This window comes from Rubripirellula tenax, assembly GCF_007860125.1.
GTDB classification, from domain to species: domain Bacteria; phylum Planctomycetota; class Planctomycetia; order Pirellulales; family Pirellulaceae; genus Rubripirellula; species Rubripirellula tenax.
On record NZ_SJPW01000006.1, the window covers coordinates 149,383 to 170,714 of the forward strand.

Below are 21,332 nucleotides of genomic sequence, written 5' to 3' on the forward strand. Positions count from 1 at the left end.
GTCGAGCACGCCATCTTAGTCTCAGCGGGTGTCGTCTCGCCAGGGCGCGAGTTTACGCGGCCGATTGATGGTTCGTGGTAGCTTTGGGTGCATAAGGTCTTATCGACGCCTCATTAGCCTTCAAGACCGGGGAACGCTTCGCGGGGGTCAGGCTAGGTTTTCGGTTTTCAGCTCTAGATTGTACTCGATTTCTTCGATTGCTTGGAGATAATAGTTCGATTCATCCATTCGCTTTTTGGCGCGTCGAATGAGATTGGAGGAGCTATCGGGGTGCGACAAACCGAACCGCTGGGATATCCGGCTCAGCGGCTCACCGGTCCACCTTCGGCAAAGGTAGGCTGCGATCTCGCGACCGGCCGCTGTACTTCGGAATCCAACATATTCATCTTCCTCGACGTCATAATAGGCTGCCGTTTCCGTCATCACCTCATCCATCGAAATCGCTTTCATCCGTCGCGCCGTTCGGTGTCGCTTCTGGCTTTCTTCGCCACTGGCAAGCACGATCGCTCGCTTCAAGAATGATTCGCTGCCAAGCACCCAGCCTCGAAGGGCGCCCGAAAGCGGGTTCTCATTGACCTCCATCCCAGCTTTGACGTACTGCCGGTAGGCCAAGCCTGGATCCTTTCCGCCATTGGCAGCTTGCCAGTAGTTATGCAGGTCATCGTACGCGATCCAGTCCACGCGACTGGTCTTCCGCGCGTAGCCGGGGTAGCTACTGTGCTTCCATCGATCGGCGGTCGCACAGAGGGGCCGCAGCCCGCTGCACGGGTTCAGATGAATGTACCGGCTGAGCGACCAGAAGTAGCCGGCATCTTCGACCAAGAAGGACTTGTATCGACCTTGAAACAAATGGCCAACGCGCCGATTTCGTTTGGCGTACCAGTTAGCAAAACCTGACAGCCAGTGCTGCATGCCTCTGGCTAAGTTGGGCTCCGGTGTTTGCAGAAGCAAATGGATGTGATTCGGCATCCAGCAATAAGAAAGCACTTTCCAGCCAGACCGAGTAACTTCTTCCTTCAGTCCACGCGTCAGGCGCTCATAGTGGCCATCATCATGAAAAAGCACTCGTCGTCCATCGCCACGGGTGACAATGTGGTAGATCGCATCAGGAAATTGAACACGAGGCTGTCTGGCCACGGCGATTCTCGCGCGATAGGAAGAGCGGACAACACTCTCAAGAGGTTACCACATCGAAAACCGAAAACCAAGCCTGACCCCCGCGAAGCGTTCTGGCTGGATGCCAGCCAGAAATGGGCAGGGAGTTTGGGATAAGCCGGGTTGGAATAGCCATTGAGAGTCGTTTGCGAAGTGCGAAAAGGGTTTCTCGAACGACCTATGTCACCGCCAGTTTTTCGATGAAGGTAACAGCATCGTGCTCAGTCTCCGGTCCAATGGAAACGTACACCGGCGAACGAACTCCCCCGTCGTCATTGGGCCTGTCGATATTGAATTCAGGTGGTGGTTTACCAAGTCCGCCATTCCGTGCGCGTCAGTGAGATCTTCGATCATCAGATTGGTCGGTCCGAACGCTCATCCCGACCGTTCCCAGTTTGAAATTTGCAGACTAGAGCCAGCTGGTCGGTCACGTCAAAGTGACGCAGAATCGCGCGGGTGTGATCTTTCGCGGTAGTTTCCGCAATCCCCAGCATTTGAGCAATTTCCGAGCGTCGTTTTCCATCGAGTAGATGCACCAATACGATGCGTTGGGTCGGCGTCAGCTTGGGTATCGATTGCTGTTCAATGCCTGGTAAACCCGCTGAGTGAATCCATTCGACGTTCGATAGAATGATGTGGGCGAGTCGGCGGTCGCGAGGCGAAAAGCGATCGCGGCCAACGTGGCGGAAAAGTCCAATCGCGCTACAGCTTGTATTGCTGCCGAGCGGATAGAGACTGTAAAGAAAGTCGTCGATTCCGCGTTCGATTCGGTACTTCTGAATCGTTGGGTTGCTGTACCAATCGGCGTCCGAAACGAGTTGGTCTCGAGTCCGTGTGGTGTGTTCCCCCTTGATCAGCTCTTGTGTCAGCGGGGCATCTTCAGGAGGCGGCGGGGAGGCAACTTGGCTCGCTTCGACCCAACCACCGAATTGCTCCTCGGTCAGTCCCTCGTGGATCACGCCGACTGAAATGGGCTGATTCCTGCTATGGTCGGAATAGGTGATCGACCATAACCAGCCATCCGCTCCGGTCAGCTCGCCAAGTCGCCGCATCAGCAAACGCTTGCGACTCGGAGTATCCGCGTCCAATCCAGCGACTTCACCGAGCAGCTTGGCGATCGCGATGGCATCCGTAGTCGGAATCATTTCGGACGATGGGCTCATTGGAACAGGTTCTTCTCAGGCACTCGAGTTGGCGACGCTCGCGGGCTCTCGCATCGGCAGAGGCTAGAACATCCGGGGGGGCAACGCTACGGGTGTCCTGCAACCACCTGGATCCATTGTTTAAGTGCCAGATCCATCGGAAATCCACCCTCCCTAGGGATGATGTCGGACCCGTCTGACGAGGATACAATAATCGGCTTTCGACGCCTCGAAATATCCAAGCGGAGCTGATCGCATCCCCAGGTCGCAAACGTTTCAGTCATCGCAAATCGCTCTGCCAGCACCGGTTTCGCTAGGCATTTGGGTCGATCTACAAGCGACAAATCACCGTGGTTTACATCCTGAAAGTTACAAAAATGTCAGCGTTTGATCGTTTGAAGGCAGTTCTGCGCAAAATTCCCTCGCCAGCTTCCAGCACAAGCCTAACCGTAAGCGGGTCACGTGGAGCTTACCGGACCGCTCGCGGCCAAAGCACGCGGCGACATCGCCCCCAAATGGAGACGCTCGAACGCCGGAATCTATTGGCGGCTGCAATCTGGGATGGCGGAGGTGGTACCGATCTGAAGTGGAGCACTCCGGCCAACTGGGTCGGCGACATCACCCCCGCCACCGGCGACGACGTCACGATCAACGACCCCCGCGATATTGAGGTTCTTTACGACCTGACCGATCCGCTGACGATTACCTCATTGAATGCTAGTGAAAGCCTCAAGCTTACGACGGGCGAACTGACTGTCAGTGGGGCGATGGTGATGGCCCCCAATGCAAGGCTCACTGCCCAAGCAGCAGAGTTCCAGGCAGATGGTGCAACGACGGTTGACAACGCGCATCTCTACGCAATTGCTGGTGGTCAAATTAAGTTGGCCGGTGTGATCAGCTACACCAGTACCACGACCAGCAACTTCGATCGCTACCTACGAGCCGATGGCGTTGGCAGTGTGTTGTCGCTGCCGAACTTGGCTTCGCTGACGGGTGCCCGAAACGGCAATGATGAGGTCCGGGTCAACGCTCTCAATGGCGGCGTTGTCGAACTCGGAACGCAAGTCGATTCAATGGTCGTTCCCAGCGGCGCTGTTCAGTTCCTGGCCGATGGAGGTGAAGACGACCTCGCTAGCCTGATCGACATGCCCAACTTGACCAGCTTTCAAGGGTACTTCGACTACTATTTCGCCACGACAGAATCGGGATTCTTCGCAAAAAATGGGGGAGCGATCCACTCGCCGAAACTGACCTCCATTTCTCATGCCGACATCACGCTCGATGGCAGCGGCACCATGGATACGAGGCAGATCGTTTCATACAACGGCGGCTACTATGGCGACCTGACACTCAGCAATGTTGTTCCTGACTTCAGTAGCATGGAATCGCTCACATGGGCGAACGTCCGGGTCGACGGATTGTCCGTTCCGTTTCCCCTGTTGACCAACATCGACACATCCTCTTGGTACTTGACCAACGCTGCCACCGTGACGCTCGATGGTGTGACCAGCTACACCAACTCAAACACCAACGATGGTGATCGCTACCTACGAGCCGATGGCGTTGGCAGTGTGTTGTCGCTGCCGAACTTGGCTTCGCTGACGGGTGCCCGAAACGGCAATGATGAGGTCCGGGTCAACGCTCTCAATGGCGGCGTTGTCGAACTCGGAACGCAAGTCGATTCAATGGTCGTTCCCAGCGGCGCTGTTCAGTTCCTGGCCGATGGAGGTGAAGACGACCTCGCTAGCCTGATCGACATGCCCAACTTGACCAGCTTTCAAGGGTACTTCGACTACTATTTCGCCACGACAGAATCGGGGTTTTTTGCCAAGAATGTGGGAACACTGAAGGTTGGAAGTGAGGTTTCGCACAGCGCTGTTAAGTCTGCATTTATTGACATAGGATCCAACGGGACCTTGCAGACAACTAGCCTGACCGCGGTATCTGGTGTGTCGTTTCGCGGTGGCGGAGCAATCACTGGTGACTATGAAAATGGCTCACAGATCAGTCCCGGTCCAGGCGATAGTAGTTTGACTTTGCAGGGCAATTTTCGGCAATCAAACTCTGGTCAAACACGGATTGAAATCGGCGGAAACAACGCCGGAATGGATTTTGACCAACTTGCCGTCGGAATCGAAGCGACTCTTGGTGGCACTCTCGAGATCGTTCGGACCAACGGGTTCTTACCAACTCTGCGACAAGAGTTTCATGTGCTTGTTGCAGGAAGTGTCTCCGGGTCGTTTTCCAATGTCGTGGGTGCTGCAATCGGTGATGGCATCAAGCTGCAACCGGAGATCCGTAGTGATGGGGTCTATCTGGTGGCGGTCGCGGACCTGGGGCCGAAGTTGATTGGGACGATTCCGAAAATCGAGACTCGACACTCGCTGAACTTTGTCGATGTGGTGTTTGATGAACCGATCGCAGCGGATTCGATCGATGTCAGCGATATGGTGCTCAGTGGGCCCGGTGGCGTGATCACGATCGATGCGGTTTCGCAACCGACGGCTTCTTCCGTGAGGTTCGAGTTCGCCGATCAAACGGCGCCCGGTACCTACACGTACTCAGTTGGATCGCAGATCACCGATGCGGCTGGAAACTTGATGGATCAGGATGGCAATGGAACCGGTGGCGAAGCGGGTGACGTGTTCACCTCATCCATCGAGTTGGTCGTCCCCAATGAGCCGGTCGTATTCACCCAAACGCCCAGTGGACTGGTCACGACTTCGTCGACCACGATCGACCTGGGATTCTCAGTGCCGCTTGATGTTGCATCGGCGACCGATGCAAATAGCTTCGTGCTGACGCATTTGGGTGCGGACCAGCGTGTTGGCGGCGGGGATGACCAAGCGTTTGCCATAACGCCGACGTACACCGCAGCGAGCCTGGATGTGTCGCTCGCCGCCGATGATTTCGCGACTGGCTTACCCGATGGGCACTATCAACTCCGCGTGCTCTCCGGTGCAACCGGAATTAGAAACGTGGTGGGGGGTCAGCTCGATGGCAACGACGATGGAACGCCCGGCGACGACTACGTGGGACAGTTTCAAGTCAGCACCTCGGCGGCGACCGCCGAGCTCCGTTTGGCGGCTATTAGTGATTCAGGCGTTTCGTCCTCCGACGGCATCACCAACATCGCTGACATAACGTTTGAAGTGACCGTCAATCAAATCGGACGGATCGAATTTGATGCGGACGGCAATGGGGCTGCCAATGAAACGATGTTTGCCAGCCAGCCGGGCACGTATTCCTTCACCACCACGTTCACGCAAGACGGCAACCATCAACCCAAGATCGTTTTTCAACCGGCGTACGGTAGCCGACTGAACCGGTCTGCGTCGGTCACACTCGATCGCACGGCGCCCACGTTTGTTCTAGGCGAGACGACTCAGCAGGCACCGGTGCTTTCACGTGTCGTACAGTTTAGCGAAACCGTCACCAATACCGACGGAAGTGCGGCTGCTGGAACGCTGATGGCAACTCTGACCGGCCCCGCCAACCAGCCGATCAATCTGCGTGGACTCAGCGGTGATACTGACACCTACGTGTTGACGTTTGATCCGCTCTTCGTCCCCGGTGACTACGAACTGGCGGCAACGACTCAAATTTTTGACGTCGCTGGCAACAAAATCGCTGCCGCTCCAGTGGACCCGTTCGTCGTGCTAGCCGATGTGACGAAGCCCTTTGTGACTGAGTTTTCACCTCTCGGAGAAACTAATCAGGACACAGATCGATTCGTTGTCACGTTCAGCGAACCGATGGATGCGGCAACCTTGACACCGTCAGTAATCACCGTGCAGACGCCGGCTGGTATCCCAGCGATCACTGCCGCATCGGTTGCCGCGGTTGCAGGCAGCGATACCCAATACGAGATCACGTTGGCGGCTCCGATCTCAGTGGCGGGCGAGTACTTGATCACGATCGCTGCTTCGGTCGCCGATCTGTCTGGCAATACGCTCGGAACTGCCTATGCGGCAGCGATCACGATTGACAGGACGGGATCACGTATCACAACTGCCACACCCGCAGGTACTTTGAACCGAGTGGTTAGCTTCGTTGATGTCACTTTCGATTCACCCATCCAGTTGGCTTCCTTCCGAAACAATGATGTGACGTTGACGGGACCTGCCGGCGCGGTGTCGATCGGCCAGCCCACGCGATTGTCGGGCAACGCGTATCGAATTCCCTTCACGCCCCAGCGGGCCAATGGCGATTATCAACTGACCGTCGGCCCCAACGTGCTGGACATCGCGGGCAATCCGATGGATCAGGACAGTGACGGGACGACTGGCGAAGCGACCGAAGACGTGTTCACACATGCATTTGCAATCTCGCTCCCCGATTTGAACATTGTCGATTCGGTCGGCCTGACGGATCTTGGTGGCGCGGCGATCACGGAGATGCCGTTTGGAAGCTCTTTGCAAATCGCTTGGACGACGACGAATTCGGGAACCCTTGCTACCATCGGCGCGAATCGTGATCAAGTCTGGTTGTCAAGCGACGCCACCCTGTCCGCAGGCGATGTCCTGCTTGGGGCATTCGAATTATCCGGAGCAAATACACTGGCTACCGGAGCTGAGTACAGCGGACTGCTGTCGACCAGTATTCCGCTGACCAATGGTAGCGTCGCGGGCGACTACTTCATTCTGGTGCAAACCGATTCAACGGGCGGTATCGTTGAAGCGAACGAGCAAAACAATGTCCGTGCTGTTCCGCTGAGCCTGACTTTTCCGCCCCTACCCGATTTAGTCGCCACGGAGATCACGCCGCCATCGGAGATTGTGCCTGGAACGACGACGACACTGGGTTGGCAGATCGACAATATCGGTGATGAAATCGCAGTCGGGCCTTGGATTGAACGCGTTTTCCTGGCCAATGACGCCGGAGGAGACAATCGGCAATTGGTTGCATCCTTCAATCGCGTTGGTAGCTTAACAGCCGCAGACGCTGCACGGATACGCACCGAGCAGATTTCATTGCCCCAGCAGACGCTTAATGGCGATGTCTACTTCCTCATCGAAGTCGACTCGGGCGAGGCGGTCTTTGAATCCGACGAACAAAACCTGTTCGCCAGTGCGACGACCCTGAATATCCCCGCCAGCTTGACGATGGCACTCGGTGGTAACCAGGTGACCGAAGGCGGCAACGGCGTTCGCGCGACGCTGACTCGCAATGGTGACGTTTCGCTGCCGTTGGTGGTTTCCCTGTCAGCCAGCGCTTCCGACCAGTTGTCTCTGCCCGAAACCGTCACCATTCCTGCTGGCCAGTACTCGCGTCGCTTCACGATTTCGGCGATCGACGAAGCGGTTATCGATGACGATGTGACGGTGCTAGTGTCGGCGAACGCCGATGACTATCCGGCTGCCTCGGGGCTGATCACCGTCGTCAATAACGATCAGCCGACATTGACCCTCAGTTTACCAGCGACAGAAATCGTCGAAGGTGGCAGCCTTACCGCGACGATCACTCGAGGGTCGGCCGCGAGCACAGACATTATCATCTCCGTATTAAACGCCGATGCAAGTCAGCTCGACGTTGTTTCAAGCGTAACCCTGCCCGCCGGTCAGACTAGCGTCACGTTCGGCATTACGGCAATTGATGACCTTTTGATCGAACGAGCCACCCAGCACAGTATTGCAGTCTCTGCGGTAGGGCATCTGGCCAGTGCCGGCGACTTGACGATTCTTCAAAGCGACGTCCCGGCCATCACATTGCAGATGCCCCAAACACTTGCGGAAGGTTCCTCGGGCCCGACGCTGCTTGGCCGAGTCACACGGGATGCGGTCAGCAATGTGGCTGTCCAAGTCGAACTGGTTTCCGCTGATCCGACGCAAGTTGTCTTACCGGCGACCGTCACCATTCCCGCCGGTCAAAGCTTTGGACAGTTCCAGTTTCAGATTGGAAATGATGACTTGGTGACCGGCGATCGGTCGGTGGATGTTTCGGCTGGAGTGCTGCCCAGCGATGGTGGCGCTGCGTTTACAGAAAGCCTGACAAACACGTCGGTGCAGATTCTGGAAGACGACGGACAGTCACTCAGCGTTACCTTTGCCAGCGACACAGTCGCCGAAGGCCGTGGCATTCAGGCGACGATCGCACGCAACACCACTGATCTTTCTCAAGCCGTCACGGTCACGTTCACATCGGATGACGTGGGTGAGCTGATCGTACCGACACCGGTGACCATTCCGGCCGGCGAATCGTCTGCTACTGTGACTTTGTCAGGCGTCCGCGATGGCGAAGTTGATGGTGACCAAGTCGTGACGGTCTTGGCAACGGCCGACGGTTTTTTGACGGGAACGGGCACGATTGTGGTCGCCGATAGTACTCTGCCCGATTTGATCGTCACATCATTGCAACCCTCCAGCGTGACGGCCAGCACCGATGCGTCGATCGATGTTTCTTGGACGATCGCCAACGCTGGCTTCGCACCGGCCACGGGCACTTGGACCCAGCGAGTGTTCTTGTCCGACGATGCGGTCATCGGCAACGACGTGTTGGCGGGCCAGTACACGTTCAGCGGACCGTTGGGCAAAGGTCAATCCTATGATCGCACGGCCCCAGTTCGGTTGCCCAGCCAATCGGGTGACTACTGGATTGTTGTCCAAACCGATATCGCCGATGTCGTTGGTGAAGGCTTGGAGACCAACAATGCGACCATCACCGCATCCCCGATCAGCGTCGAAGCCGCCTACACCGCAACGGTATCGACCGATGTCGAGATGGCACCGGCCGATACATCGGTGCTGCTGACCGGCACGGCGACCAACACTGACACCACGCCTGCCGCGTTTAAGCAGGTCAGCGTCCACGTCTCAGTCCGTGGCACCAATCGAATCTTCCCCGCGATCACGGACGCGGCTGGCAATTTCCAACTGACCTTCAACCCACTCCCCGGCGAAGGCGGCAGCTACACCGTCGGTGCAGCACACCCAGGTGAAGCAACGGCCCAAGCACAAGACACGTTCAAGCTAGTCGGCATGCGGGCCGAACCACCGCAAGATTCCCTCCGCATCAAAGAAGGCGATCCGGCCACCAGCGGCTCAATCACCATCCGCAACCTCGCCGATGTTCCGCTGACGGGCTTAGCCGTCGAGATCATCGACGCTGCGAGCAATCTGCAAGTCACCTCCGCAGTTGAAGGCGAAGCCACCACGCTGAACGAGCTTGCGACGCTGGATGTCAACTACAGCGTCGCGGCCCTGGACGCGACGAATCGTGATGCCAGTTTCGCGATCCGCATCACCAGCAACGAAGCACCAGCGATCACCGTCCCGATCGACGTGACGGTCATTCCACTGGTTTCGCAATTGATTGCCAGTACCGAACGACTGGACAAGGGCATGTTGGTTGGCGACCAGACGTCCGTCGAGTTCACGATCACCAACGATGGCGGCAGGGAAACCGGCGAGTTGCAAGTGCTGCTGCCCGGCGGTGCCGATTGGCTAACGTTGGCAACTGACTCGACACTCCCATCGCTCGAACCCGGTGAATCGGCCCCGGTCACGTTGCTGCTGACCCCACCAAGTGATTTACCTTTAACGGCGTACAACGGGAACCTCATCGTTCGAGGCAGCGATTCCGAACTATCGATGCCATTCAGCTTCCGCGCGGTGTCTGAAGCGACCGGCGATCTGCAAGTCACGGTGACGGACGAGTACTTCTACTTCACCGACGAAAAGCCGTTTGTCAAAGACGCGACAGTGCGATTGCTTGACGCAATTACAGGAGAACTGGTCGCCACCAGCGAGGCCGCAGCCGCTCAACCAGCAGCGGGCTTTGCGTCGCTAGCCGAAGGCGAAGCCACGGTCACGGTCGACAGCGAAGGTCGCGTCACATTCCTAGGTGTTCCAGAAGGTCCTTACACGCTCGAAGTTCGCTCAGAAGACCACGAGTCCTACCGCAACAACCTGCGAGTCGAATCAGGCAATCTCAACGAGCGACAAGTCTTCGTCTCGCGTAACCTCGTCGAGTACACCTGGACCGTGGAAGAAATCGAGATCGAGGATCGGACGCGAATCACGATCGACGCCGAATTTGAAACCAATGTTCCCGCACCCGTGGTCACAATCGATGGCCATATCGACCTTGCAGACCTAGTCGTAGTCGGCCAGACGCAGCAATTCGATTTCAAGATCACGAATCATGGATTCATTGCGGCGGAAAACGTAGCACTCGAATTCGGCGAGCACCCGTACTACGAAATCGTCCCACTAATCGATGTCATCGGTATCTTACCCGCAAAGAGTGAGATAACGGTTCCAGTCATTGTCAGAAGAATCGGTCCTGCAGCGATCGCATCTAACGAGCTGCTCATGAGAAATGCCCTCAGGCCAGAGGGTGAATCCGTGGACGTCCCGTGTGTCATTGCTGCAGTGCTTGTGTGGACTTACGAATGTGAGGGTACAGTCGCAAAAGCTACCCCTATCGTGATCATTAACGTCAGTGGAACTTGTAGTGGAGCTGGGGGGGGTGGAGTGTACAGGCCTAGCGGCGTCGGTATCGGCGGGCCGGGATCCGTCACTCCGATCTCGATACAAAGCGAGCCAGATTGCGCCGATTGCGTAGAGGATTCATGGAAACTGACATTAAAGGAGAACGGATTCGTCAATCAAATCGTGCAGGCAGCAGCCGACTTAATAACAAAAGCACCAGTTGTCGACGAGATAAACTTTGGTCTTGAGGGAGAGGCGTCCTGGACCACATGCTGCGAAGACAATGTGGAGGTCGGGTCGAAATTAGTGGCAGAGGGAAGTGGTGGTGGCGACCTTGGTTTTAGCGTCCCAATCGTGGGAGGCGAATTAGACCTTGGCGAGAATGTCAGCTTGCCGTTTCCGTTGCCTGGAGATGCGGTCCTAGATTTCGAGCTTAAAGCGGGCCTGTTTTTCGAAGGACTCGTTGGCCTTCGGGCGTTCGGTAAAATTGAAACTGATTGCGAAGACTGGACAGACTTCACGGGTGCTGCCGGGGTGAAAGGACAGGGACAGATTGAGTTAAAGGTTGCCGCAGGACTTGAAATCGACATCGAATTGCCAAGCGACGACGATTTCCTTCAAATCGAAGCAGTCGTCGAAGGCGGGATACGGGGTTCTGCCAGCGGTGAAGCAAGCTTCGACACCAATGGAGATTTTAATTGGGAGGTCACTGTCGGAAAGGTTGAACTTTATGGTTTAGCAAGGTTCACCGTTGGACAGGAAGCGGCAGAACTATTTGGAATCGAGAAGGGTATTGAGCTCAGTTTTGAAATCAGTACCCCAATCTATGAGGGCTGCACTTGGAGCAAGAGTAATCCAGAACCAGTATGTGGAAGTCCGGGTACCGAGACCCAACGGACAGCGACCCAACGAGCAGCGAGTAGCCTCGAGAGTGCTGACTCGATGGATGACGGAATTCTGCGTAACCCAGTCACGGGCCAAGCTATTGAAAGAACGATCGGGAACTTAATCGACTTAGATGCATTCGCCGGTGATATCGACTACGCAAACGAGTCAGAGTTGGCGAATGCATTGGGCGAGTCCTCCATCGACTTAGCAACGATTGAGCAAAGCGAGTGGACTCAACTTTCACGAGACATCTTAAAGACAATCGAACCACAGGAATCGATCGGTGGCACCTGTGCAACGGTCCGTATGCAAATCACGCAAGATGCTGTTCAGGAACGTCAGGCATTTGAGGCTGGATTAGTGATTGATAACGGACAGAGCGACTCACTGACCGGCATCGAATTCAATATCACCATTACAAACGCAGCCGGAGAAGATCAAACAGATCTATTCTTGGTTTCCACCCCAACTCTGACATCAATCGATGACATTGACGGCTTCGGTGTGATCCTAGGGAATGAGAGCGGATCCGCAGTTTGGCAAATCGTTCCCAGTGCTGAAGCCGCGATAGGCACCCAAGAGTACTTTGTAGGTGGTGAATTTTCCTACCTTGATGGAGTCACTAAAGTCTCAACTCGGCTGGCACCAACATCCATTCTCGTGCTTCCGCAAGCCGAACTCACCTTAGACTACTTCCTCCAGCGTGACGTGCTCAGCGATGATCCTCACACTGCCGACGTCGAGCCAGCACAGCCGTTCACACTTGCTGTTCAGGTTCGTAACGATGGAGCGGGCGCGGCTCAAAATCTGCGGATTGAATCCGCTCAGCCAAAGATTATTGAGAACGAGAAGGGGCTGTTGATCGACTTTGAGATCACCGGGACTCGGGTCAATGGAGAAGAGAAGAACCGTTCGTTAACAGCCCAGTTTGGGGATGTTGGCCCGGGTGAGCTGGCGATTGCTGAGTGGGAAATGGAGTCGACGTTGCAAGGATTGTTCGTCGAGTACAACGCGACCTTTGAACATATCTCGGGACTGGGTGATGAACGGTTCAGTCTGATCAAGGATGTTCAAATTCATGAATTAATTCACGTCGCCAATGCTTCGCAGGTCGATGGGGATGATGGGCTTCCCGATTTCTTGGTCAATGATCTGCCCGATCCGCAAGACTTGCCTGACACGCTTTACTTGTCCGACGGCAGCGTCGTGGAAGTTGGTTTGGGTTCAGGAGCGACGATCGATACGGCTCCGGTGATCAGTGATTTGCGAATCGACGTGACGGCAACGATGGAGGAGGGTTGGTCATACTTGACGATGGATGATCCGAGTCTGGGTGACTTTGTTTTGTTGACGGTCGAGCGTAGTGACGGCACGACGCTGCCGCCCGAAAACTTCTGGCAAACCGATCGCACGTTTGTCGGTGGCGGGCTGCGGCCAGTCCTGGAAGACAAGATTCATCTGCTCGACTTCAACAGCACCGGCAGCTACACGTTTGTATTCTCTAACGGCGATTTGGTCGGTCCCGAAGTGGTTTCGTTCGCGGGTGTGACTCCTAACCCGACGACCGAGACGATTGACGTGGTCGATGTGACCTTTGATGAATTGCTCAACAACAGCACGTTTGACGCCGCCGACATCTCGCTAACCAAGAATAGTGTCCCTGTTAGCACCAGCGGGTTGTCAGCTGCCGCCGCCGGTGGCACGACCTACCGAATCAGCGGCTTGGCGGCGTTCACGTCCGATGATGCGGTTTACGAAGTGACGATCGATGCCTCGCAGTTGACCGACCAAGTCGGCAACCCCGGCGTAGGGCTCGCGTCTTATCGCTGGGTCAAGGGCGAGGCTGCTCCGGCGATCCTGGATCTACTCGGTGCCCCGTCGCACCTGACGACAACCTCCACCAACTCGATCAATGTTGTGTTCTCCAAGCCGATCGTGCCCGGCAGCTTCGGACTCGATGATGTTTCACTGACACGCGATGGAATCGAAGTGATCGACGCGGAAGTCACCATCGCCCAAGTCGCACCGACGACTTATCGCGTCGGGAATCTCAGCCGGTTGATCAGTAGCGATGCCGACTATCGGCTCGTTGTCGATGCCACCGGCGTCCAAGACGATGCTGATTTGGCTGGTGTCGGTGACGCGACCGCAACGTGGACGCTTGATTCCACCGCACCGGTCGTCGTCGATGTGGTCGATCCGCCCACCAATCCGCGTAACATCGTGGTCCAGCGAATCGACATCGACTTTAGCGAGCCGATCGACCTGACCACGCTGGACGTCGGCGACCTGACGCTGACTCGCGACGGCGGCACAGAGAACCTGTTGGCTGGCGACGCTCGCGTAACGTTCGAGGATCGTGGCGACAACCGCTATCGCATCGGCGGGATCAATTGGGTGCAAGCCTTCCTTGCTGATCCGCAAATCGCCAGCTTCACGTTGACCATCGACGGGGCCGGTATCACGGACCTAGCCGGCAATCCGTCATCGGGACTGTCGTCGACGACTTGGACGATCGATCTGGATAACCCCGTCGCTCCCGCCGACTTGACCCTTTCAACGTTCACCGGCGAAGTCACGGACGCTCAGGTCAATTCCCGTTTCGCCAGCGTCGCGGGAACACTGGCCGAAACGGGACTGACGGTTTCTGTTCGAGACATGACCACCAACACGGAATTGATACGAGAAACGATTGCTGGAACATCATTCGATTTACCGATTGAGTTTCCTTCGGCCGGCCAGCATCGCTTGCGAGTTCGAGTAGTTGACCCGGCGGGCAACGTAACGGACGCCTTCATCGAAGACCTGTTCGTCAACGAAACCGCTCCGTTGGTCGAGTCGGTCGCCGGAATCCCATCGGGTTTCACCAATCAACCACTTGGTGATGTCACGCTGCTGTTTGTGGAGCCCATCAACCCGGCCACGTTGACTGCGTCAGCGATGACCTTGACGCGTGATGGGGGTGTGAACCTGATTGATGCCGGTGTGACAATCACAGCCGAAGCGGGCGGCCGCAGTTTTGTCATTGGCGGGCTAGCCAGCGTAACGGCCGGCGAAGGCATGTACGATCTTTCAATTGAACTATCCAGCGTGACCAGCCAGTCCGGGCAACCGGCAACGGGGCAACTGCAGTTCACCTGGACGACTGATACGGGTGCGCCGACCAGCCAAGTCAGTTCGTTGCCTACCAGCCAGGATCTGCCCAACTTCGTGATCGGCATCTCCGGCAGTGACCCCGCGATCACTTCGTCGATCGATGGTTCAGCGATCGTGGCCTATGACTTATTCGTGTCCGAAAACGATGGTGACTACACGCTGCACGAAAGCTTGCCGGCAGACGCCGCCTCAACCACTTTTATCGGGCAAGAGAATTCTTCATACCAGTTTTACAGCGTTGCTCGGGATGCGGCCGGAAACGCTGAGGCGGCACCTGAGATCGCGGATGCGGAAACAACCGTGGCCCGACTTGGTCCCGGAGTCGATGCGACGGGAATCCAGGGCGTGATCACGTCACGGTCTTACGTCGACCGAATTGAGATCGAATTTGCCGGGCGCACCAACCTAGACGATTTGATTGCTGATTCGTTGATCACAGGCGCCTTCAAACTGACTCATTTGGGGGTCAACGCGAACACCGATACGCCGGCTGAGATCGCGACCAGCACTGATCAGTTCCAATACAGCTTCGATCCAGACTCCAATACAGGATTGCTGACTTGGTCGTTGGACAGTTTTGCCGATACCCGGGCCTCGCTCGCCGACGGTATTTACGTAGTCGAACTGGACTCGTCGCTGGTAACGGATGTTGCCGGATTCGCGCTGGACGGCGATGGAGATGGCTTTGGCGGTGGGACTTATCGTTTCGAGTTTCACCGTCTCGCCGGTGACGCTGACGGTAATGGCGCGGTCGGGCCGACTGACATGGGAATCGTGCTGGATTCAATCGGTGCGACGCCTGGTTCGGACCGTTGGAATGAGAATATTGATTTGGATCGCGATGGCCGAATCACGGTTCGGGATCGAGTGCTGATCGCGAGAGCACTGAATAACAAAATCGTTCCAGCGACGCCCGGCGTCGCACCCGTGGACACACTGGCCAGATTTGACACCAGCATTGATGGTGAAGTCACGGCACTTGACGCATTGTTGGTTATTAACCGAATCGCAGTAAACAACTCGTCCGCAATGGGGGAGGCTGCCGGGCAAGCTGATTCAGAACCCCACCGTCATCTGGATGTCAGTGGCGACGGACTCGTCAGTGCGCTCGATGCGTTACAGATCATCAATCAACTGAGTCGGTCGCTGTCGACAGTGTCGGTGGCAGAAGCAGGCAGAAATCTGGCGGGAAGCTTAGCGGACAGCGCCATGGCCGAGACGATTGATTACGCTAGCGTAATTCAGTGGATGGGTGAAGAAGACGATGATAAGCAGCACTCGGACACACTGGATGTCCTTGCCTATGACTTAGCTACACGTTCACTTAGTTAGAGAAACCTACAACCAGAGACAAATAGAAATGAAATGTTTTATAGCAACTGTGTTCACGCTATTTGTGAGTTTGTCGCTACCCGCAAGCAGTTTGGCGGCAGGCGTTCGAATCATTGACGCCCCTGCGACTTATCAGCCTGGGCAGTCATTCACTTTTGATGTGATCGTTCCTTCGATGACCAGTTTGTCTTCCTACAACATCGACGTCTTGATCACGGGCAGCACTGGCGTGGTGCTCAGTGACTTCCAGGTCGAATCGGTAGTCCCTGCAGTTCCGGCCTCCGGATACGTTTTTTCGTCGAACAATGACTTCTTTGCAGCGACGTTCCAAACTTCCGCTGCTACCCAAACAGTTAACCTGAGCGACTTCGACTTGACGGGGGTTAATACCGTCATTGGCGTGAATGACCGTATTGCGACAGTTAGCGTCTCGACGTTGGCGAGCTTTCAGGGTGACTTGCAGCTTTCCATCGATCTAAACGCACTTATTTTGGACGGCCCAGAAAGCTCCCCCACTCCGGTTCCTGAATTTGCAACGATTCTAAGCGACACAACGAATCAACCACTCGCAATCGTGTCCGCGGCGGCAGTTCCAGAGCCTGGAACTTGCCTGCTGTTAGCGACATCGTCGCTTTTGTTGTTTATCCACCGACGACGGATGGTTCGCAATAAAGGCCAGTGACCCAAACCGAATATCATTTAGGTTGTGTGCGTTCAATTCCGGTGACCCCCATCAAGAGTGTATCGCCGAACCATCAGTTTACTTTGTCAGTCATTTGAATCAAAGTCGGCGATATCCGAATCGACGAGCCACGAGCGGCTAGGTGCGAGACTCACGTAGGTTGCATGACACCGATTTGAAGATTGCTATTCGCCGTCGCTCAGTACGGCCATGAAGGCCTTTTGACTGATTTCGACGTTGCCGACGGCTTTCATTCGCTTCTTGCCTTCTTTTTGCTTTTGCAAGAGTTTGCGTTTTCGGCTGATGTCACCGCCGTAACATTTGGCGGTCACGTTCTTCCGCATCGCCGATACGGTTTCGCGAGCTATGACGCGGCTGCCGATGGCGGCTTGGACGGCGACTTCGAACATGTGACGTTCGATTTCGGCTTTCAGTTTTTTCACCACTGCCCTGCCCCGTCGATCGGCGTCGGCTTTGTTGCACACGATGCTGAGCGCATCGACGCGGACGCCGTTGACCATGATGTCCATCCGGCAAAGGTCGGCGGCTTCATAGCCGACCATTTCGTAGTCCAGTGTTCCGTAGCCGCGGGTACAGCTTTTGATCTTGTCGTGAAGATCGTAGACGACTTCTGCCAGCGGGATGTCGTAAGTCAACATCGCACGATTGGCGCCGAGGTATTCTTGGTTTTTTTGAATGCCGCGACGTTCCTGGCACAACTTCATCACCGCGCCGATGAATTCGCCGGGAATGATCACGTTGCAACGCACGATCGGTTGACGGAATTCGTCGATGTCGCCCGGATCGGGTACGTCTTGTGGCTTGTGAATGATGATCGTTTCGCCGCGTTTGTTCACGACTTCGTAAGTCACGTTGGGCGCGGTTTGCACCAGGTCGATATTCGATTCGCTCTCCAACCGCTGCTGGATGATTTCCATGTGCAGCAGACCGAGGAACCCGCAACGAAAACCGAATCCCAGCGCGTCGCTGGTTTCCGGTTCGAATTCGAAACTCGGGTCATTGACCGCCAAACGCTCGAGCGCATCTCGTAGGTCCGAAAACTCTTGTCCGTCGCTGGGGAACAAGCCGCAGTAAACCATCCGCTTGGGTCGTGCGTATCCGGGCAGCGCCGGTGCGCCTTTATCGCCCACGATCGTTACGGTGTCACCGATGTGAACGTCGCCGAGGCTCTTGATGTTGCAAATCAAGTAGCCGACTTGGCCGGCGGACAACGTATCGCAGGGATGACGTTGAGGCACGAATTGGCCAATCTCGACAACTTCGTGAACGCTGCCGGCGCGGACGAACTGGATCTTTTGTCCCTTTTTGACGGTGCCTTCCATGACACGAACGTAGGTGATCGCGCCACGGTAATCATCGTAGTTGGAATCGAACACCATCGCCTGGAGTGTTGCGTTGGGATTGCCCGTCGGTGGTGGAACTTTTGCGATGATGGTGTCAATCAATGCGTCGACACCAATGCCGGTTTTGGCGCTGACGCGGATGCAGTCCTCGGGGTCGGTGCCGAGTGAGTTCATCATCTCTTCGGCAACTTCTTCTGGCCTTGCCATCGCCAGGTCAATTTTGTTGATGACCGGCACGATGAACAGGTTGTGCTCCATCGCCGCGAAAGCGTTGGCGACGGTTTGAGCTTCGACGCCTTGGAACGCGTCGACCAGCAACAGTGCGCCTTCGCAACACGCCAGCGAACGCGAAACTTCGTATTGGAAATCGACGTGGCCGGGCGTGTCGATCAGATTCAGTTCGTACTCGACACCGCCTCGCTTGAGACGCATTTTCACGGCCCGCGCTTTGATCGTGATTCCGCGTTGGCGTTCCAGATCAAGGTCGTCCAGCATCTGCTCTTTCTTGTCCCGGTTCATCACCGTGCCAGTATGCTCGAGCAAGCGGTCCGCCAGCGTGCTCTTGCCGTGGTCGATGTGGGCGATGATGCAGAAGTTGCGAATGTGGGTTGTCATAGTGTTTGTGCGAGGAGAACTTTCGTTGACTCTTACTTGCTTTGGCTTTCTTTACGGGCGTATCCGGCGACACCAAGGTAGCCCGCATCGGCGCCCAGTGACGCGAAATGGATCGTGGTTCCGGCAAAGACATTCTCAAAGGTCCGACGTTGGAACTCGTCCGAAATGCCTTTTAAGAATCGTTGTCCGATCGGCGAGTCCTTGCCGCCGAAGTTCATCGCGCCGCCAAGAACGACCGATCCAGGATCGATCGTGTGGACGATCGACGTGATACCGATTCCAAGCCATCGTGCAGTTTCATGAATGATTTCGAGTGCAAGTTCGTCGCCTTCAACGGCGGCTTCGTAAACTCGCTTCGCCGTCAGTTCGCTGTCGTGACCGTGAAGGTGGCCACTAAGGAGGCTCTGTCGACCTTCGGTCAACTTTGCGCGGGTGCGATGTACGACGGCGCTGGCCGAAGCGTAGGCTTCCAATTGTCCTCGGCCGCCGCCCCAAACACAAAGCTGTGCGGTTGGCGATGGGTCGACCAAGATGTGTCCGCACTCACTGCCGAAACTGTTGACGCCATTGACCAGCTCGTCTTCCAGAATGATGCCGCCGCCGACGCCGGTTCCCAGGGTCAGTAGCAGCATCGAACGGTCGGTTTTGCCGGTGCCGAGCCAAAACTCGCCATACGCCGCAGCGTTCGCATCGTTTAGGAACGTGACTGGGCGACCAAGTAGTTTTGAAACGGTGTCGCGAATCGGAAAATCCCACCAAGACGGCAATTGGGGTGGAGCAACCAGATAACCGCGTTTCAAATCCATCGGCCCGGGGGATCCCAAGCCGATTCGACGGACTTGGCCGGACACGCCCAGTTGTTCCTCGACATCCTTAACGACTGCTGCGACTCGCTGCATCGCGGCGGTTGCGCCCTCGCTTTCGCGAGTTGGTAGAGTCTCGAAAGACAGCGTTTGGCCGATATCGTCGACTAAACCGATCTTGATGCCGGTGCCGCCGATGTCGATTCCCCAAAAATAGGGTGGCTTCGATTCGGAAACGCTCGTGATGGTAGGATTTTGGGCCATGGGCCGGTTTACGGTGCAGCTAGAGTAGAATCGCGAGCGAGAAAATCAACGCGGAGTATAGGAACGGTCCCGAATTGTCACAACGAGCATTCTTTTACTGGTTGCCAAGTGTCCGCAATCTGCGACGAAGGGGCGAGGGGGTGGCTTGCCACCTTGATGTCCGTCGGGTGATCGGGGGCTGTCGATGAAAGCGGTGTTTTTGACGGCCGGAGCCGCCGGAATGTACTGTGGCAGCTGCATGCACGACAACGCGATGGCGCGAGCGATGATCGCCAACGGCGTTGATTGCTTGCTACAACCGGTCTACACGCCGATTCGCACCGACGAGGAAAGTGTAGCGTCGAAGCGGGTTTTCTTTGGTGGGATCCACATCTACCTGATGCAGCAGTTTCCATGGCTGCGATGGGTTCCCGATCCGATCCGTCGAACACTGGATTGGACGCCGCTATTGAATCTGGCGACGCGAAAGACACACACCACGGACGCAGCCATGTTGGGTCGGCTGACGATTTCGATGTTAAAGGGGCGCGATGGTCAACAAGCGGGCGAGGTTCGGCGGCTGACACGGTGGCTGTCCGACGAGATTCGCCCGGATGCGGTGCTGTTGAGCAATTTGTTGATCGGCGGTTCGCTGCCAGCGATTCGCGAGTCGATGCCCGACACACGGTTAGCCGTATTGTTGCAAGGCGATGACATCTTCTTCGACTATCTGCCTTCGAAATACCGTGAAGAAGTGATCAAGTTGTGCCGTCATCTGGTCAAGTCGGTCGATCGCTTCATCGTCCACAGCCGATTCTATGGCGACAAAATGGGTGCGTTGTTGCAGATTCCCGACGAAAAGATTTTTGTCACCCCGCTGTCGATCGACGTGGGCCCTTTCAAGTCGGCGGCGAAGCCGATCCGAACGGATCGTCAATTTCGGCTTGGCTACATGGCGCGGATCGCGCCAGAGAAAGGGCTGCATCACCTTGTCAACGCGTTTATCGAACTCGCGAAACACCCATCCCACGACGACCTGTGCTTGGAAGTTGCGGGGTGGTTGGGCGACAACAACCAGCGATACTTCGACGACCTTGGGTCACGGATCGGCGAAGCCGGGCTGACGGAGCGTTTCATCTATCACGGCAGTCCTTCGCTGACCGAAAAGGTTGCATTTCTGCAATCGCTCGATCTGTTGTGCGTGCCGACGGAATACGAAGACCCCAAGGGGCTGTTCGTATTGGAGGCCTTGGCCGCGGGTGTCCCCGTGCTTCAGCCCGACCACGGCGCGTTCGGAGAACTGATCGCTGCGACGGGCGGCGGCCAAACGTTTCGGCCCAGAGATGCCGACGACTTGATTCGCTTAGTCGAGCAGATCAAACACGACCCAGAAGGTCGGCGACGTTTTTCCGAAGTCGGATCAGCGGCAGTTCACGCGAACCACTCGACCGAGCACGCTGCAAAGCGACTATCGGAAATCTTGTTCCAATGATGCGTGCCGATTCGAGTTCGATTTGACG

General features: G+C 56.1%; 7 protein-coding genes. 3 read left to right on the plus strand and 4 right to left on the minus strand.

Features of this window, described 5'->3' with window-relative positions; all coding sequences use genetic code 11:
• Nucleotides 1-147: 147 nt before the first annotated feature.
• Together Poly51_RS21465 and Poly51_RS21470 are read right to left on the minus strand one after the other, a co-directional pair.
• Nucleotides 148-1,137, minus strand: coding sequence for a transposase (locus tag Poly51_RS21465; protein WP_146459986.1), 990 nt, complete (start codon nt 1,135-1,137; stop codon nt 148-150).
• Between the two features lie 371 nt (nt 1,138-1,508).
• Complete coding sequence (locus Poly51_RS21470; protein WP_146459988.1) at nt 1,509-2,318, minus strand: helix-turn-helix transcriptional regulator; 810 nt, start codon at nt 2,316-2,318, stop codon at nt 1,509-1,511.
• Nucleotides 2,319-2,812: 494 nt separating this feature from the next.
• On the opposite strand from Poly51_RS21470, the gene Poly51_RS21475 reads away from it, so the two are divergent.
• Nucleotides 2,813-16,105, plus strand: a complete 13,293-nt coding sequence (locus tag Poly51_RS21475; RefSeq protein ID WP_186775710.1) for a CARDB domain-containing protein — start codon at nt 2,813-2,815, stop codon at nt 16,103-16,105.
• 28 nt (nt 16,106-16,133) lie between these two features.
• A complete protein-coding gene (locus Poly51_RS21480; RefSeq protein WP_146459992.1) occupies nt 16,134-16,787 on the plus strand; it encodes a hypothetical protein in 654 nt (217 codons plus the stop codon).
• Between the two features lie 185 nt (nt 16,788-16,972).
• On the opposite strand, the gene lepA is transcribed toward Poly51_RS21480, so the two are convergent.
• The gene (lepA, locus tag Poly51_RS21485) at nt 16,973-18,766 is read right to left on the minus strand and encodes a translation elongation factor 4 (protein WP_146459994.1); all 1,794 of its coding nucleotides are present in this window, start codon (nt 18,764-18,766) and stop codon (nt 16,973-16,975) included.
• Nucleotides 18,767-18,798: 32 nt separating this feature from the next.
• A complete protein-coding gene (locus Poly51_RS21490) occupies nt 18,799-19,833 on the minus strand; it encodes an ROK family protein (RefSeq protein ID WP_146459996.1) in 1,035 nt (344 codons plus the stop codon).
• A 184-nt stretch (nt 19,834-20,017) separates the two neighbouring features.
• On the opposite strand from Poly51_RS21490, the gene Poly51_RS21495 reads away from it, so the two are divergent.
• Entirely contained in the window at nt 20,018-21,304 is a 1,287-nt protein-coding gene (locus tag Poly51_RS21495) for a glycosyltransferase family 4 protein (RefSeq protein ID WP_146459998.1), read from the plus strand.
• Nucleotides 21,305-21,332: the final 28 nt, after the last annotated feature.

Coding starts and splice junctions, on each gene's coding strand:
- lepA (WP_146459994.1), bottom strand. CDS start 18,766: ATGACAACCCACATTCGCAACTTCTGCATCATCGCCCACATCGACCAC.
- Poly51_RS21495 (WP_146459998.1), top strand. CDS start 20,018: ATGAAAGCGGTGTTTTTGACGGCCGGAGCCGCCGGAATGTACTGTGGC.
- Poly51_RS21475 (WP_186775710.1), top strand. CDS start 2,813: ATGGAGACGCTCGAACGCCGGAATCTATTGGCGGCTGCAATCTGGGAT.
- Poly51_RS21470 (WP_146459988.1), bottom strand. CDS start 2,318: ATGAGCCCATCGTCCGAAATGATTCCGACTACGGATGCCATCGCGATC.
- Poly51_RS21480 (WP_146459992.1), top strand. CDS start 16,134: ATGAAATGTTTTATAGCAACTGTGTTCACGCTATTTGTGAGTTTGTCG.
- Poly51_RS21490 (WP_146459996.1), bottom strand. CDS start 19,833: ATGGCCCAAAATCCTACCATCACGAGCGTTTCCGAATCGAAGCCACCC.